15 protein-coding genes are annotated in these 16,833 nt (G+C 60.5%); 6 read left to right on the forward strand and 9 right to left on the reverse strand.

Going from position 1 to position 16,833, the window contains the following annotated elements; translation table 11 throughout:
• The first annotated feature begins 94 nt into the window (after positions 1-94).
• The 4 genes from mdtD to yccS all read left to right on the forward strand — a co-directional run bounded on the left by mdtD (position 95) and on the right by yccS (position 6,704).
• A complete protein-coding gene (gene mdtD, locus KSS91_RS26800) occupies positions 95-1,522 on the forward strand; it encodes a multidrug transporter subunit MdtD (RefSeq protein WP_217836579.1) in 1,428 nt (475 codons plus the stop codon).
• A 105-nt stretch (positions 1,523-1,627) separates the two neighbouring features.
• Positions 1,628-2,965 carry an ATP-dependent RNA helicase DbpA gene (dbpA, locus tag KSS91_RS26805; protein WP_238540823.1) on the forward strand — a complete coding sequence of 446 codons (1,338 nt, stop codon included), beginning with the start codon at positions 1,628-1,630 and terminating at the stop codon, positions 2,963-2,965.
• 152 nt (positions 2,966-3,117) lie between these two features.
• Positions 3,118-4,296, forward strand: a complete 1,179-nt coding sequence (locus KSS91_RS26810; protein WP_217838479.1) for a BaiN/RdsA family NAD(P)/FAD-dependent oxidoreductase — start codon at positions 3,118-3,120, stop codon at positions 4,294-4,296.
• Positions 4,297-4,520: 224 nt separating this feature from the next.
• Complete coding sequence (gene yccS, locus KSS91_RS26815) at positions 4,521-6,704, forward strand: YccS family putative transporter (protein WP_217836580.1); 2,184 nt, start codon at positions 4,521-4,523, stop codon at positions 6,702-6,704.
• A gap of 155 nt (positions 6,705-6,859) precedes the next feature.
• Here yccS and KSS91_RS26820 read toward each other — a convergent pair whose 3' ends face one another.
• Entirely contained in the window at positions 6,860-7,597 is a 738-nt protein-coding gene (locus KSS91_RS26820; RefSeq protein ID WP_217836581.1) for a substrate-binding periplasmic protein, read from the reverse strand.
• A gap of 258 nt (positions 7,598-7,855) precedes the next feature.
• Between KSS91_RS26820 and KSS91_RS26825 the strand changes: the two genes are divergently transcribed.
• Entirely contained in the window at positions 7,856-8,308 is a 453-nt protein-coding gene (locus KSS91_RS26825) for a GNAT family N-acetyltransferase (protein ID WP_015097160.1), read from the forward strand.
• A 97-nt stretch (positions 8,309-8,405) separates the two neighbouring features.
• Here the strand turns inward: KSS91_RS26825 and KSS91_RS26830 are convergent, their stop codons facing one another.
• Genes KSS91_RS26830 through KSS91_RS26840 form a run of 3 tightly spaced genes read right to left on the reverse strand, consistent with a single transcriptional unit; the run spans position 8,406 to position 11,397 of the window.
• Positions 8,406-8,702 carry a winged helix-turn-helix domain-containing protein gene (locus KSS91_RS26830; protein ID WP_126048012.1) on the reverse strand — a complete coding sequence of 99 codons (297 nt, stop codon included), beginning with the start codon at positions 8,700-8,702 and terminating at the stop codon, positions 8,406-8,408.
• A 10-nt stretch (positions 8,703-8,712) separates the two neighbouring features.
• The gene (locus tag KSS91_RS26835; RefSeq protein WP_217836582.1) at positions 8,713-9,228 is read right to left on the reverse strand and encodes a YgjP-like metallopeptidase domain-containing protein; all 516 of its coding nucleotides are present in this window, start codon (positions 9,226-9,228) and stop codon (positions 8,713-8,715) included.
• A gap of 45 nt (positions 9,229-9,273) precedes the next feature.
• Positions 9,274-11,397, reverse strand: a complete 2,124-nt coding sequence (locus tag KSS91_RS26840; protein WP_217836583.1) for a putative bifunctional diguanylate cyclase/phosphodiesterase — start codon at positions 11,395-11,397, stop codon at positions 9,274-9,276.
• Positions 11,398-11,718: 321 nt separating this feature from the next.
• On the opposite strand from KSS91_RS26840, the gene KSS91_RS26845 reads away from it, so the two are divergent.
• On the forward strand, positions 11,719-12,387 hold the full coding sequence (locus KSS91_RS26845; RefSeq protein WP_217836584.1) for a polysaccharide lyase family 7 protein: 669 nt from the start codon (positions 11,719-11,721) through the stop codon (positions 12,385-12,387).
• Between the two features lie 192 nt (positions 12,388-12,579).
• On the opposite strand, the gene fba is transcribed toward KSS91_RS26845, so the two are convergent.
• The 5 genes from fba to epd all read right to left on the reverse strand — a co-directional run bounded on the left by fba (position 12,580) and on the right by epd (position 16,792).
• A complete protein-coding gene (gene fba, locus KSS91_RS26850) occupies positions 12,580-13,644 on the reverse strand; it encodes a class II fructose-bisphosphate aldolase (RefSeq protein ID WP_007975467.1) in 1,065 nt (354 codons plus the stop codon).
• Between the two features lie 264 nt (positions 13,645-13,908).
• The gene (locus KSS91_RS26855) at positions 13,909-14,250 is read right to left on the reverse strand and encodes an MliC family protein (protein WP_217836585.1); all 342 of its coding nucleotides are present in this window, start codon (positions 14,248-14,250) and stop codon (positions 13,909-13,911) included.
• 56 nt (positions 14,251-14,306) lie between these two features.
• Positions 14,307-14,528, reverse strand: coding sequence for a hypothetical protein (locus KSS91_RS26860; RefSeq protein WP_015097165.1), 222 nt, complete (start codon positions 14,526-14,528; stop codon positions 14,307-14,309).
• 35 nt (positions 14,529-14,563) lie between these two features.
• Positions 14,564-15,727 (reverse strand): phosphoglycerate kinase, encoded by a 1,164-nt coding sequence (locus tag KSS91_RS26865; protein ID WP_007975464.1) that lies wholly within the window; start codon positions 15,725-15,727, stop codon positions 14,564-14,566.
• Between the two features lie 12 nt (positions 15,728-15,739).
• Entirely contained in the window at positions 15,740-16,792 is a 1,053-nt protein-coding gene (epd, locus tag KSS91_RS26870; protein ID WP_217836586.1) for an erythrose-4-phosphate dehydrogenase, read from the reverse strand.
• Positions 16,793-16,833: the final 41 nt, after the last annotated feature.

The raw sequence follows: 16,833 nt of genomic DNA on the forward strand, positions 1-16,833 counted from the left end.
TAGGTCAGTCGACCTTGATGTTGGATGTGACGACCTCTTCGCGGGCAAGCCCGCTCCCACAGGGTCCGGTTACCTGACCACCACAAGAGGTCCCATGCCCAACCGCCCGCCTCTCGACGCTATCACCGCCCGCTGGATACCCTGGGTCGTCGCCATTGCCTTCTTCATGCAGTCCCTCGACGGGACGATCCTCAACACCGCCCTGCCGGCCATGGCCCGCGACCTGGCCGAAGACCCATTGCGCATGCAAGGGGTGATCATCGCCTACATGCTCACGGTCGCCTTGCTGATCCCGGCTTCGGGCTGGATCGCCGACCGTTTTGGCACCAGGAAGATCTTCTTCAGCGCAATCCTGCTGTTCAGTCTCGGCTCATTGCTCTGCGCATTGTCGAGCAGCCTGAGCCTGCTGATCGGCGCCCGGGTGATCCAGGGCCTGGGCGGGGCGTTGATGCTGCCGGTCGGGCGGCTGGTGGTGCTGCGCGCCTACCCGCGTTCGGAACTGGTACGGATCATGGGCTTCATCACCATTCCCGGGCTGCTCGGCCCGCTGATCGGCCCGACCATGGGCGGCTGGATGGTGCAATACCTGACCTGGCACTGGATCTTCCTGATCAACCTGCCGGTGGGACTGGTGGGATGCTACGCCGTGTGGAAATTCATCCCGGACCTGCGCGGCTCGGAACGCACCCGTTTCGATAGCCTGGGCTTCGTGCTGTTCGGCGCGGCGATGATTCTGATCACCATCGCCATGGAAGGCCTGGGCGAATTGCACCTGCCTCACCTGCGGGTGATGTTGCTGCTGTTCGGCGGCATGGCGTGCCTGGCAGCGTACTGGTTGCGCGCCGGACACATCGAGAACCCGTTGTTCGCACCGTCGCTGTTCAAAACCCGAACCTTTGCCGTGGGCATTCTCGGCAACCTGTTCGCCCGCCTCGGCAGCGGCGCCCTGCCCTTTCTCGTGCCGTTGCTGCTGCAAGTGGCGCTGGGCTATTCGCCGTCCCAGGCCGGGATGAGCATGCTGCCGCTAGCCGCTGCGGCGATGATCGCCAAGTGGGTGGCCCGGCCACTGATCGAGCGGCTGGGTTATCGCATCGTGCTCACCGGCAACACCCTGGCACTGGGCATCATGCTGGCGAGCATGGGCCTGGTCAGCGAGCAGACGCCGTATTGGCTGCTGCTGTGCCTGCTGGCGATCCTTGGCGCAATCAACTCCCTGCAGTTCACCGCGATGAACACCGTGACCCTGATCGACCTCGACGACGCCAGCGCCAGCAGCGGCAACAGCCTGCTGTCGGTGGTCGCGCAATTGTCCCTGAGCCTGGGCGTTGCCTGCGCCGGTGCATTGCTCGGCGGCTTTACGGCGGAGATTGGTAATGATGGCGTGGACACGGTCCTGGGGGCATTCCAATTGACCTTCGTGACCGTGGGAATCATGGCGATGCTGGCCGCGACAATCTTCTCGCAACTGTCAAAGAATGACGGACGGCGCGTCAAACGTCCGGAAGAACACATAGAGCCTTAGGGCGAATGGCCATCGGACTGGTACACTGCGCGACATTTTGTTTTGCAGGCCAGTCCCGTGACCACCATCGCCACCGAATTTAATACTTTGCCGCTGTCTGCCGCCATGCTGGCTAACCTCGAATCCCTCGGTTATGCCCAGATGACGCCGATCCAGGCGCAAAGCTTGCCGGTGATCCTCAAAGGGATGGACCTGATCGCCCAGGCCAAGACCGGCAGCGGCAAGACCGCTGCCTTCGGCATCGGCCTGCTGAACCCGATCAATCCGCGTTACTTCGGTTGCCAGGCACTGATCCTGTGCCCGACCCGCGAGCTGGCCGACCAGGTTGCCAAGGAAATCCGTCGCCTGGCCCGTGCCGAAGACAACATCAAGGTCCTGACCCTGTGCGGCGGCGTGTCCCTCGGCCCGCAGATCGCTTCGCTGGAGCACGGCGCGCACATCATCGTCGGCACGCCGGGGCGCATCCAGCAGCACCTGCGCAAGGGCTCGCTGGTCCTTCACGGCCTCAACACCCTGATCCTCGACGAAGCCGACCGCATGCTCGACATGGGTTTCTACGATTCCATCGAAGAAATCATCATGCAGGCCCCGGAGCGTCGCCAGACCCTGTTGTTCTCCGCGACCTACCCGGTAGGCATCAAGCAACTGGCCTCGAAGTTCATGCGCAACCCGCAGCAAGTGAAGGCCGAAGCGTTCCACGACGACACGCAGATCGAGCAGCGCTTCTACGAGATCTCCCCGGATGACCGCATGAGTGCGGTGACCAAGGTACTTGGCCACTTCCGCCCGGCGTCCTGCGTAGCCTTCTGCTTCACCAAGCAACAGGTTCAGGAAACCGTCGATCACCTGACCGCCAAAGGCATCTCCGCCGTTGGCCTGCACGGTGATCTGGAACAGCGCGACCGTGACCAGGTGCTGGCGATGTTCGCCAACCGCAGTACTTCGGTACTGGTCGCCACCGACGTTGCTGCCCGTGGTCTGGACATCGATTCCCTGGACATGGTGATCAACGTCGAGCTGGCCCGTGATTCGGAAATCCACATCCACCGCGTCGGCCGTACCGGCCGCGCCGGTGAGAAAGGCCTGGCGATCAGCCTGGTGGCACCGTCCGAAGCGCAGCGTGCACAAGCCATCGAGCAATTGCAGAAAACACCGCTGACCTGGGATCAGGTGGACAACCTCACCTCCAAGGGCGGTGGTCCGCTGTTGCCGCAGATGAGCACCCTGTGCATCGCTGGCGGCCGCAAGGACAAGGTCCGTCCGGGCGACATTCTTGGCGCACTGACCGGTGACGCCGGCATCCCCGGCGCCCAGGTCGGCAAGATCGCGATTTTCGACTTCCAGGCCTATGTGGCCGTGGAGCGCGGCGTCGCCAAGCAGGCCTTGCAGCGTTTGAACGACGGCAAGATCAAGGGCCGTTCGTTGCGCGTGCGCATCCTGTAAAAACGCATCGCCCCCTGTAGGAGCGAGCCTGCTCGCGATGGACGACAGAACACCGCTGGGTATCAGACACCCCGCGTTATCGTTGACGTCCATCGCGAGCAGGCTCGCTCCTACAGGTTTGTTTTGTGGTGAGTCATCAAGAGGACACCGTTTTGCGCTCTACCGAAGTCGTGATCATTGGCGCTGGCGCCGCAGGGTTGATGTGTGCACTGACCGCCGCCGGGCGCGGGCGCAAGGTGCTGTTGCTCGACCATGCCAACAAGGCCGGCAAGAAAATCCTGATGTCTGGCGGTGGTCGCTGCAATTTCACCAACATGTACACAGAACCAGGCAATTTTCTCTCGCAGAATGCCCATTTCTGCAAATCCGCCCTGGCCCGCTATACCCAATGGGATTTCATCGGCATGGTGGCCAAGCACGGTGTGCCGTACCACGAGAAAAAACTCGGCCAGTTGTTCTGCGATAACAAGTCCAGCGACATCCTCGAAATGCTGCTGAACGAGTGCGACCAGGTCGGCGTCAGCCTGCACCTGGACACCTCTATCCAGACCATCGAGAAGCTTGAGAAAGGCTATTTGCTGGACACGACGCTCGATCAGATCACCTGCGAATCCCTGGTGATCGCCACTGGCGGCCTGTCGATCCCGACGCTGGGCGCCACCGGCTTCGGTTACCAGGTGGCCAGGCAGTTCGGCCACGAACTGCTGCCGACCCGCGCCGGCCTGGTTCCATTCACCATCACCGATCAGCTCAAGGTGTTGTGCACCGAGTTGTCCGGTACATCGGTGGATTGTCTGGTGAGCTGCAACGACCAGAGCTTCCGCGAGAACATCCTGTTTACCCACCGCGGCCTCAGCGGCCCGGCGATTTTGCAGATCTCGTCGTTCTGGGAGTCCGGCGATACCGTCGAGATCAACCTGATGCCGGATCACGACGTGCCGGACTGGCTGCAACAGCAACAAGCCGAACGCCCCAACAGCGAGCTGAAAACCCTGCTCGGTGAAATCTTCACCAAGAAGATGGCCAACCTGCTGGCGGACAACTGGTTCGTCTCCAAACCGATGAAGCAGTACACCCACGCGGAACTGGCTGACATCGCCGAGAAACTGGCGAGCTGGAAAGTCGTGCCGGCGGGCACCGAGGGTTATCGCACCGCCGAGGTGACCCTGGGCGGCGTCAATACCAATGAAGTGTCGTCCAAGACCATGGAATCACTGAAAAGCCCGGGCCTGTATTTCATCGGCGAAGTGCTGGATGTCACCGGGCATCTTGGCGGATTCAACTTCCAGTGGGCGTGGGCCTCCGGTTACGCCGCGGCGCAGTACGTCTGACAAACACAAATCAAAATGTGGGAGCGGGCTTGCTCGCGAAGGCGGTGTGTCAGTCGACAGAGATATCGGCTGACAGATTGTATTCGCGAGCAAGCCCGCTCCCACATTTGTTATGCGTGAAGCTCAAAGGAACAGATTTTGCTGTCTGATGTGATAGGCGCCATTGCGTCGGCGTCATTAGTGGCTCAATTTAGCGTCATTGCCTCGGAAGGCCCTCGCACTTCATGTCATCGACTTCGTTCCGCCAGTCTCTGCGGCGCCTTTGGGCGCTGGATAAATTCAGCTACAGCGTACGGGTGTTCATTGCCCTGACCGGCACCATGGCGCTGTGTTGGTATCAGGACGAAATGGGCCTGCTGATCCCGTTGTTCCTGGGGATTATCGCCAGTGCCCTGGCCGAGACCGACGACAGCTGGCAGGGCCGTCTCAACGCGCTGGCGGTGACGCTGGTGTGTTTCGCTGTCGCCGCCCTGTCCGTCGAACTGCTCTTCCCCTACCCCTCGCTGTTTATCATCGCTTTCGCCCTGGCCGCGTTCTGCCTGACCATGCTCGGCGCTCTCGGCGAGCGCTATGGCGCGATTGCTTCGGCAACCTTGATCCTGTCGGTCTACACCATGATCGGCGTGGACCAGCGTGGCGGCGCGGTGACCGACGTCTGGCACGAGCCGGTGCTGCTGGTGGCCGGTGCCGCCTGGTATGGCCTGCTGTCGGTGTTGTGGCAGGCGCTGTTTTCCAATCAGCCGGTGCAGCAGAGCCTTGCGCGGCTGTTCCGCGAACTGGGCTTTTACCTGAAGCTGAAATCCTCGCTGTTCGAGCCGATCCGGCAGATGGATGTGGAAGCCCGGCGCCTGGAACTGGCCCAGCAGAACGGCCGGGTGGTGGCGGCACTGAATGCCGCCAAGGAAATCATCCTGCACCGGGTCAGCAACGGGCGCCCGGGTTCGAAGGTCAGCCGCTACCTGAAACTGTACTTTCTCGCCCAGGACATCCACGAACGCGCCAGCTCTTCACACTATCCGTACAACGCACTCGCAGAAGCGTTTTTCCACAGTGACGTCATGTTCCGCTGCCAACGCCTGTTGCGTCAGCAAGGCAAAGCCTGCCGTGCCCTGGCCGAATCGATCCAGATGCGTCAACCGTTCACCTATGACGCCAGTTTCACCGAGGCTCTCAGCGATCTGGATGCCTCTCTCGAACACCTGCGCATCCAGAGCAACCCGGCCTGGCGCGGCCTGCTGCGTTCGCTGCGCGCACTGGCAGCCAACCTAGGCACCCTCGACCGCTTGCTCAGCGATGCCAGCAACCCCGACGCCCTGGCCGACGCCACCGACAGCAGCTTGCTCGACCGTTCGCCCCGCAACCTCAAGGACGTGTGGGTTCGCCTGCGCACGCAGCTGACGCCGACCTCGTTGCTGTTCCGTCATGCCCTGCGATTGCCCCTGGCGTTGAGTATCGGCTACGCCATGGTGCATTTGATCCACCCGTCCCAGGGCTACTGGATCATCCTCACGACGCTGTTCGTCTGCCAACCGAACTACGGCGCCACCCGCCGCAAACTCGGTCAACGGATCATTGGCACCGCCATCGGCCTGACGTTGGCCTGGGCGCTGTTCGACCTGTTCCCGAACCCGCTGATCCAGTCGTGCTTCGCCATTGCCGCCGGGGTGGTGTTCTTTACCAACCGCACCACTCGCTACACCCTGGCGACGGCGGCAATCACCCTGATGGTGCTGTTCTGCTTCAACCAGGTGGGTGACGGTTACGGATTGTTCCTGCCACGGTTGTTCGATACCTTGCTCGGCAGCCTGATCGCCGGGCTGGCGGTGTTCCTGTTCCTGCCGGACTGGCAGGGCCGGCGCCTGAACAAAGTGCTGGCCAACACCCTGGCCTGCAACAGCATTTACCTGCGCCAGATCATGCAGCAGTACGCCGCGGGCAAAAGCGACGACCTGGCCTACCGCCTGGCCCGCCGCAACGCGCACAACGCCGACGCGGCGCTGTCGACCACGCTGGCCAATATGCTGATGGAGCCGGGGCATTTCCGAAAAGAAGCGGACGTGGGCTTCCGCTTCCTGGTGCTGTCGCACACGCTGCTCAGTTACCTGTCAGGCCTGGGAGCGCACCGGGAAACCCAACTGCCGGCAGACGTGCGTGAACAGTTGATCGAGGGGGCCGGGGTGAAACTGGCTGCCAGCATCGACGAGATCGCCCAGGGGCTGGCGAGCAAGGCTTCGATTGCGATCCAGAGCGATGAAGAAGAAGCACTGGCCAATGAGCTGGAACAGATGCCGGATGAAATCGACGAAGGCCAGCGGCTGGTGCAGACACAACTGGCGCTGATCTGCCGGCAGCTCGGACCGTTGCGGACACTGGCGGCGCATCTCATCAAGGATACGAGTGAGGATTGAGATCTGTGGTGTCTGAGCGGGCCTCATCGCGAGCAAGCTCGCTCCCACAGGGTTATCTGGTGGTCACAAGCTTTGTGTTCGCCTTCGCCCACTGTGGGAGCGAGCTTGCTCGCGATGGGGTCATCAGCAACAACACCGAAACTGGCACAACCCATTCACATCCCATGCTGCTTCATCAACTTTTCATAACTGCCATCCGCCTTCATCGCCGCAATCTCCCGGTCGAACCCGGCAACGATCTGCTCATGCTGCGGGTTCTTCAGGCTGACCAGAATATGCAGGCTGTTCTCGCTCAGGGCCTTGGGCAGGAATTCCACGGCGTTTCGTACCTTGGGTGACTCGCGGGCGAGGTAATAGCGGGCGACGTACTCATCTTCCAGCGTCAGTTTGACCCGGTCGGCAGCGACCATACGCACGGCCATGGCGAAGCTGTGCACGGGGACTTTCTGCAACGAGTCATCGCTGTCGAACCCGGGCGAATAGGCGTAACCGCGCACGATGGCAATCGGATAAGTGTGCAATTGCTGCAGGTTATTGAATTCGATGGGCGCGTCTTTACGCTTGAGAAAACGTACGCGATTGAGCAGGTATTCGCCGGAAAACTGGCCGAGTCTTGTCCGCTCCTCGGTGTACCAGGCGTTGACCAGCACGTCATATCGGCCCTCACCCAACCCCATCAAGGCCCGCGCCCAGGGCACTTGTTCAAACTCACTGGCATAGCCGGCCCTGGCGAGCGCGGTACTGACAATGTCCGTGGCCAGACCACCATTGATGAGCGTGGCATCGGTAAAGGGTGGCCAGGCATCAGCGACCAACCGCAGTTTTTCTGCCGCTGCACCCTGAACCAGCAACAGCAATCCAATCAAGGCAAAAGCTCGATGCAATCGCGGCATGCTAGAAAAATCCTTAGCGGGCGATTGCCCGACGTGTTTTCAGCCAAAAACCCAAGGCCCCTGATCCGGCAATACCCGGGCACTCAACATTAGCTCAGCGAAGCCACAGCACAGCGCTTCGATCCAGATTACACAAAGAAGACATCCACGCGAGAAATGAATGATGGCATTTTGGCCTTTGTCACAGATTCTCCTGCCATAAAGACTTCTGGCGTGAGTGCGCTTAGTATCGGAACGACGTTTTCAGGGAATCAAAACATGACAGTCGATTGGATCTGCAAACATCACAGCGACCTGGGCAAGGAGCAGCTGTACGCCATTTTGCAGCTGCGCGCAGAAGTGTTCGTCGTCGAGCAGAAATGCGTTTACCAGGATATCGATGGCCAGGACCTGGAGGGCGACACCTGCCACGTGATGGCCTGGGACGGTAACCAACTGGTGGCCTACCTGCGGTTGCTTGACCCGCAATCGCAGGGCGGCGACGTGGTGATCGGGCGGGTGATCATTGCCCCGCAGGCACGCGGCGTGGGCCTGGGGCATGAACTGATGGATCAGGCGCTGAAACAGATCGAGAAGTACTGGCCAGGCCTGCCGGTCTACCTTTCGGCCCAGGCGCATTTGCAGGGGTATTACGGGCGCTATGGCTTTGTCGTGGCGGGTGAGGAATATGTGGAAGATGGCATTCCACACATTGGCATGCGTCGTCCGTAAGGGCCTCTTCGCGAGCAAGCCCGCCCCCACAGGGGACCGCATTCCAGTGTGGGAGCGGGCTTGCTCGCGAAGGCGTCAGTCAAACCACTGAAAGATTTCAGGGATACTCCAGCACCGCCTTGATCTGCCGCAGATTACGCTCGATCCACCCTCGATCAATCGCACCCCACTCGCGAATCCGATAGCGCCCCGCATGGTTGCGCGCGCCCTCTTCCTGCTCGAATTCACAGAGGATATCCAGATCCGCCAACGCCGCGATGGTGTCCTGCGCCGTGCGCCGGGGCATGCCGGTCACTTCGGTGAGCGCCGGGACGCTGCTGGCCAGTCCGCTGTCGATCAGGTACGCCACATACAAACGGCGATAGAAGCTGCTCTTGGTCTTGCTCACGTCCATCCATTGCTCCTTAAAAGATCGCAGCCTGCGGCAGCACCTGCAGATCCCGCCACGTCAGGTACACCCGCACATCGAACTCCACCTGGTGATACCCCGGCAGCATGTGCTCGCACAGTTTGTAGAAAGCCTTGTTGTGGTCCGATTCCTTGAAGTGCGCCAGCTCATGCACCACGATCATTTTCAGGAACTCGCAAGGCGCTTCCTTGAACAGCGAAGCGATGCGGATTTCCTTCTTGGCCTTGAGCTTGCCGCCTTGCACCCGGGAGATCGTGGTGTGCAGGCCAAGGGCACGGTGAGTGAGGTCCAGGCGGTTGTCGAACAGCACCTTGTCGATGGCAGGAGCATTACGCAGGTATTCCTGCTTGAGGTCCAGGGCATAGGTGTACAGCGCCTTGTCGCTCTGCACACCATGCTTTTGCGGATAACGCTGGCTCAGGTAATCGCCCAGCCGACCGTCGGCGATCAGCTGGCGCACCTGATCCTGCAAGGTGGCGGGATAGGCCTGGAGATATTTCAACTCGGTCATCGGGGCGGCAATACAGGTCACTGAAAGGTCGCCAGTGTAGCGAATTCAGCGGGGCAGCGCGCTCCAGTCAAACGGCTGGACAAAGACTCCGGCGTCCTCGGCCATCATCGGCCGGGCCACCAGAAAGCCTTGCACATATTCGCAGCCGTTGGCCCGCAGCCATTCATACTGCGCGACGGTTTCCACCCCTTCGGCAATCACCAGCACCCCGAACTGTTTGCACAAGTCGATCACACTGCGCACCAGCGCCGCATCCCGTACCGAGTCCGGCAAGCGGGCTATCAAATGCCGGTCGAGCTTGAGGGTGTCCAACTCCAGGTCGCGCAGGTGCGACAGGGAGCACGGGCCGACCCCGAAGTCATCCAATGCCACTCGTACGCCCAGATTGTGCAACAGGCGTAACTGCTTGCGGGTTTCCTCGGGGTGATGCATCAAGGCCTCTTCCGTGATCTCGACCTCCAGATGACGCGGCTGCAAGCCATGGCGCTCCAGTACCTGGCGCAGTTCGGTGACCAGATTGGGCATGCCGAACTGCGTGCTGCTCAAGCTGACGCCGAGCACCAGATCATCGGTAAACAGGGTTTCCCAGGCTTTGCGCTGCCCCGCGCTGCGGTGGTAGATCCAGCTGCCCAGACGACTGATCAGCCGCGCCTCTTCCAGCAATGGCAAAAACAGTCCCGGCGGCACGTCGCCTACGCTCGGATGCTGCCAGCGCAGCAAGGCCTCGAAGCCTCGAATCCGCCCGTCCGCAATCGCAACCTGAGGCTGATACACCAGGTTGAAATCCCGGTTCTCGATGGCCGTGCGCACACTTTCTTCGAGCATCAGCCGCGAGCGCGCCCGACCGTTCATTTCGTGATCGTAGAAACGATATTGCTGACGACCGGCACGCTTGGCTTCGTACATGGCGATGTCGGCCGCCCGCAGCATCCCGTCGAGATTGGCACCACAATCGGGGAATGTAGCAATGCCGATACTGGCACCCAGAGCGATATCGAGACCGTCGACCTGCTGACAGATCGACACGCGCTCGATGAGCTTTTCGGCAATCTTCGCCGCTTGCTCGGGAAACTCCAGATCCAGCAACGCGGTGAATTCATCGCCACCCATCCGCGCCAGAATGTCGAAGGGCCGCAAGCAAGCCTTCAATTGTTCGGAGACCCAGCGCAGCACCCGATCGCCGGCATCGTGCCCGAGCGAATCATTGACGCGCTTGAAGCCGTCGAGGTCCAGATACATCAAGACCCAGGAACTGTCGGAACGCTCACCGCGCAACAGCAGGTTCTCTACGGTCTGGTAGAAACCGCGGCGGTTGAGCAATCCGCTCAGCGGATCGGTGACCGCCTGAAACTCCAGTTGCTGATGCAGATGACGCACCACCGACATGTCCAGCACGGTCACGACCATTGCATGTTGCTCGACAGGCAATGGCGCACAGGACAAGGCCACCGGCACCTGCTGGCCACGCGTCGTACGCAGCAGAGCATCGTGCAGGCGCAAGGTATCGCCACGTTTGTAGCCCGTGAAAAACTCTGAATCGGCCCAGACCGGGACATGGGGCTTTTGCAGATAGTCCAGAAACTCCTTGCCTTGCAGTTCCTGCACCGGGGCATTGAGCAGCCGCGACATCGCCGGATTGGCAAAACGGATCAGGCCGTCCTCACCCAACACCAGAATGCCTTCGGCCGCGTTATCCAGCACCGATGCATTAAAGGCCCGGGCGGATTCCAGATCGTGACTCAAGCGCTGCAAAGCCCGGCGGTTGCGTTGGTGTTCGAGCAACGCCTGGACCTTGGGCGTGAAAATCTGCGGGTCGAACGGCTTGAACAGGTAATCCACCGCACCGCTGGCATAGCCCTTGATGACCGCGTCCTGGGACTGTTCATTGGCAGTCAGGAAAATGATCGGCGTGAGGCGGGTCCGCTGGCTACCGCGCATCAGGCGCGCCACTTCATAACCGTCCATGCCCGGCATCTGCACGTCCAGCAACACCAGGTCGATATCGTGTTCAAGCAACAAGCCGAGGGCGTCGAATCCCGAGGTGGCAGTAATGACCCGCCAGCCCTGGCGCTGTAACAACGCGCGCATGCTGATCAGGTTTTCAGGGTAATCGTCTACGACTAAAAGGGTTGAGCCGCCTTCTACTGGCGTGGGTTGCGCGCATTCCATGCTGCTTCTCTAATTGCGGGGCGTCAGGCCGGTTTCTCGTGAAAACCGGACAAATACTGTGCCTTCACTCTAGACCCGGTTCTGCAAAAGCAGAAGGTATCAGTGAGCCAGCATTCACCATTGTGACTTTTTGCCGACTAACGGTCGATGGTTCAGCCCCATAAAACCGGGAAAGATGGCATTTCGACAGGATGTTGACGTCAACCACCCGTCAGGCGAGCGTTAACAAAATACCCCGCTACGATTATAAAGGCCGCCTAAAAGGTGCGGTCTAGAGCTTCTGGCACGCCCGTGCAGCATGAACCCAGTGGAAGAACCGACATGATCGATCTCGCAACCTGGAACCTCAGCGTTCCCGTTGGCAGCCCGCCGTACACCGTCGAAACCGCCAAACTGGTGGATGGCTTCAAGGATCAATACTTCCACTCCGACACCGGCACATTGTTTTTCTGGACGCCCGTGACCGGTTCCCGTACCGAAAACGCGATTTATCCGCGCACCGAATTACGTGAAACCTACAGCAACGGCACGTTGAAAAACTGGTATTACCCAGAGGCCGACAACTTGTTGTATGCCACGCTGGCAGTGAACCAGGTGCCGAGCTCCGGGAAAATCGTCATCGGCCAGATCCATGCCTATCAAAGCCAGAAACCTCTGGTGAAGGTCGAGTACCAATACAAAACCAGTACGGCCACCGGCAATATCGTCGCCAAGGTCCGGATGCATCCCGATGACGATACAGGCCGGGTGATCATTGTTGCGACAGGGGTGAAACTCGACCAGGAGTTCAACTACCTCATCCACCTCAGCCCCGGCGGGGCCTTGGGCATCAGCGCTGCAGGTTATCAGTGGGATACGCAAATCAGCACAACCTGGCGCAACAAGCCGCTGTACTTCAAGGCCGGGGTCTATGTGCAGGACAACACCGGGTACACCACTGAAGGCGGGAAAGTGACCTTCAGCAAACTGGATATCGATCACAATCAATAATGTCGGGGCACCGTTGACCCTGTGGAACGGGCTTGCTCGCGAAGGCGTAATGTCAGGCGACATTGATGTTGAATGACACAACGCTTTCGCGAGCAAGCCCGCTCCCACACTGACCGCGTCGACCATGGATCATCGCCCACAAAAAACCCGCCTCGCGGCGGGTTCTTCATTTGTGCAGCTTAACGCCCGGTCTTAGTTGACCTTGGCGTTCAACTCACCTTTCAGGTAACGCTGATACATGCCTTCCAGGGAGATCGGCTTGATCTTCGAAGCGTTGCCGGCGGTACCGAAGGCTTCGTAGCGAGCGATGCACACGTCGCGCATGGCGGTAACGGTGGCGCCGAAGAATTTACGCGGGTCGAATTCGCTCGGGTTGGTGGCCATCAGGCGACGCATGGCGCCAGTGGATGCCAGACGCAGGTCGGTGTCGATGTTGACCTTGCGCACGCCGTGCTTGATGCCTTCGACGATTTCTTCAACCGGTACGCCGTAGGTTTCCTTGATGTCGCCGCCGTACTGGTTGATGATCGCCAGCCACTCTTGCGGAACCGAAGACGAACCGTGCATCACCAGGTGAGTGTTCGGAATGCGCTTGTGGATTTCCTTGATGCGGTCGATCGCCAGCACGTCGCCGGTAGGCGGCTTGGTGAACTTGTAGGCGCCGTGGCTGGTGCCGATGGCAATGGCCAGGGCATCAACCTGAGTGCGTTTTACGAAGTCAGCGGCTTCTTCCGGGTCGGTCAGCATCTGGCTGTGATCCAGAACGCCTTCGGCGCCGATGCCGTCTTCTTCACCGGCCATGCCGGTTTCCAGCGAACCCAGGCAGCCCAGTTCGCCTTCTACCGAAACACCACAGGCGTGGGCCATGGCCACGGTCTGCTGGGTGACGCGCACGTTGTAGTCGTAGTCGGTCGGGGTCTTGCCGTCTTCGCCCAGGGAACCGTCCATCATCACCGAGCTGAAGCCTAGCTGGATGGAGCGCTGGCAGACGTCAGGGCTGGTGCCGTGGTCCTGGTGCATGCACACCGGGATGTGCGGGAATTCTTCGATTGCCGCCAGGATCAGGTGACGCAGGAACGGTGCACCGGCGTATTTGCGAGCACCGGCCGAAGCCTGGACGATCACCGGGGAGTCAGTCTTGTCAGCGGCTTCCATGATGGCGCGCATCTGCTCAAGGTTGTTGACGTTGAAGGCTGGAACGCCGTAGCCGAACTCGGCTGCGTGGTCCAGCATCTGGCGCATGCTGATAAGTGCCATTGTGTGTGTCTCTCCCGGTTGAGGGTCGTTAATCGTGCCAGCCTGCCGTAGCGGCGGCGGCTATTCAAGTTATTGCAGATCGGGGGTTGAGCCCGGGCTGCGAATTCGGGTGATGCCAAAATCTCAACAACTGCATAGAACCCTTGTGGGAGCGGGCTTGCTCGCGAATGCGGCTCAACATTCAACATCTATGCAAGCTGATCCACCGCTTTCGCGAGCAAGCCCGCTCCCACATTTGGATCTCTGTACGTCAAATCAATCGTGTTAATCAGCCCTACAGCCACGGCCGATCAAATCATTGGTGGCGACCCAGTAAACCAGGCCTTCCTCACCTTTTATGTGAAACGCCAGCATGTCATTGCTGTACAGCGAGCCCGATGCACCCGGTTCCTGCTTCAAGCGGTAGACCTGATCGGCACCGCCAAGGCGCACATCGACTTCGTTGCGGCTGTCGTCGGTGTAGCGCCACAGCACTTTGGCCTGGCTGTCGCAGGTCCAGGTGGTCCAGTTATCCACAGGCGCGGACGACTGGAACGGGTTCAACTGATCCATCTGAGCACAACCGGCCAACAGCGCCAGCGCCGTAACGGCGATAAAACCTTTCATCCGTGTCCCTCGACTGGCGGCGCACGCTGCCAGCCCTGAGTAATGAGTCAGACCCGTCAAGGGCAGCCATGTTCCTTGGCGGGCGTCCGGGTCTCGTATTTGTCCAGGCCTTCGGGCCCGGAACGCTTGTTGAGCACCGGGTTGGTTTCGGCCTGCCAGTCAGCCTGGTAGCAGCCCTTGTCCAACTCGGACGGCGCCGGTTCCGCAGTGGCCTTCGGGTTACTCCCGCACGCCACCAGCGAACCTGCGACGATCAACAGCGCTAACGTCTTGACCATGTCAACACTCCCTTGCCTGGTCAAACGGGCGACCCTCAGGCCTTGGCCCGGCTTTCCAGGACTTCAACGGCTGGCAGCACCTTGCCTTCGACGAACTCGAGGAACGCGCCGCCACCGGTAGAAATGTAGGAGATCTGCTCGGCCACGCCATATTTGTCGATGGCAGCCAGGGTGTCGCCACCGCCGGCAATGGAGAACGCCGCGCTGTCTGCGATGGCCTGGGCCAGCACTTTGGTGCCATTGCCGAATTGGTCGAACTCGAACACGCCGACCGGACCATTCCACAGGATGGTCTTTGACGATTTCAGCAGTTCGGCGAAGTTCGCGGCGGTTTGCGGGCCGATGTCCAGGATCATGTCGTCGGCAGCGACGTCAGCGATCAGCTTGACGGTTGCAGCGGCGCTTTCAGCGAATTCCTTGGCAACCACCACGTCCACTGGCAGCGGCACGCTGACTTTGGCGGCGATGGCGCGAGCAGTGTCGAGCAGGTCCGGCTCGTACAGCGACTTGCCGACCGGGTGACCGGCAGCGGCCAGGAAGGTGTTGGCAATGCCGCCGCCGACGATCAACTGATCGCAGATCTGGCTCAGGCTGTTCAGCACGTCGAGTTTGGTCGACACCTTGGAGCCGGCGACGATGGCCGCCATCGGCTGGGCCGGGGCGCCCAGGGCTTTGCCCAGTGCGTCCAGTTCAGCGGCCAGCAGTGGGCCGGCAGCGGCGACTTTGGCGAACTTGGCCACGCCGTGGGTCGAACCCTCGGCACGGTGAGCGGTGCCGAAGGCGTCCATCACGAACACGTCGCACAGGGCCGCGTATTGCTGGGCCAGTTCGTCGGCGTTCTTTTTCTCGCCTTTGTTGAAGCGCACGTTTTCGAACAGCACGATATCGCCGGCCTTGACGTCAACACCGCCCAGGTAATCGGCCACCAGCGGCACTTCACGACCCAGGGCACGGCTCAAGTAGTCGGCAACCGGCTTGAGGCTGTTCTCGGCGGAGAACTCGCCTTCGGTCGGACGGCCAAGGTGCGAGCAGACCATCACGGCCGCGCCTTTTTCCAGGGCCAGCTTGATGGTCGGCAGCGAGGCCAGGATACGCGCATCGCTGGTGACAACACCGTCCTTGACTGGGACGTTGAGGTCTTCGCGGATCAATACGCGCTTACCTTGCAGATCGAGGTCGGACATCTTCAACACGGTCATGGGTCGCACTTCCTACGGTTTTTTTGAAGTTGCTGTTTGCAGATAGTGTTCTGCAACGTCCAGCATTCGGTTGGCAAAACCCCATTCGTTGTCGAACCAGGCCAGAATGTTCACCAGCCGTGGGCCGGAAACGCGGGTCTGACTGGCATCGACGATCGCCGAATGTGGGTCATGGTTGAAATCACAGCTTGCGTGGGGTAACTCGGTGTAAGCCAGCAGGCCTTTGAGCGGGCCACTGGTGGCGGCTTCGCGCAGGATCCGGTTGACCTCGATGGCGTCGGTCGCAGTGGCAGTCTGCATCGTGATATCGAGGCAGGACACGTTGACCGTCGGCACCCGCACGGCTTTGGCCTGAATTCGTCCGGCAAGTTCCGGCAACAGGCGTTCGATACCGCGCGCCAGACCGGTGGACACCGGAATCACCGACTGGAACGCCGAACGGGTGCGGCGCAGGTCTTCGTGGTGATAGGCATCGATGACCGGCTGATCGTTCATCGCCGAGTGAATGGTGGTGATCGACACGTAATCCAGGCCAATGGCCTGATTCAGCAGGCGCAACAGCGGCACGCCGCAGTTGGTAGTGCAGGACGCGTTGGACACCAGCAGTTCATCGCCGGTCAGGCAATCCTGGTTCACGCCGTAGACAATGGTCGCGTCGACATCGGTCTCGCTGGCCATCGGCTGGGAAAACAGCACACGCGGGGCGCCGGCGTCGAGGAAACGCTGGCCGTCTTCGCGAGTGTGATAAGCGCCGGAGCACTCCAGCACCAGATCGATGCCCAGGGATGCCCAATCGATGCCTTCGGGGGTGGCACTGCGCAGGACCTTCACGCAGTCGCCATTAATATGCAGACAATCGCCGTCGACTTTCACTTCGCCGGGGAACCGGCCATGGGTGGAGTCGAAGCGTGTCAGGTATTCGATGCTGGCCATGTCCGCCAGATCGTTGATCGCGACAATCTCGAACCCAGCCGTCGAGCCTCGCTCGAACAACGCACGCAAGACGCAACGACCAATCCGGCCGTAGCCGTTGAGTGCAACTTTGTAGGGACGCGGTTGAGGCATGGGGTTCTCGATTACCGTGGTGAATCCGTTAGTGCAGCGTT

This window comes from Pseudomonas azerbaijanorientalis (assembly GCF_019139795.1).
GTDB classification, from domain to species: Bacteria; Pseudomonadota; Gammaproteobacteria; order Pseudomonadales; family Pseudomonadaceae; genus Aquipseudomonas; species Aquipseudomonas laurylsulfatiphila.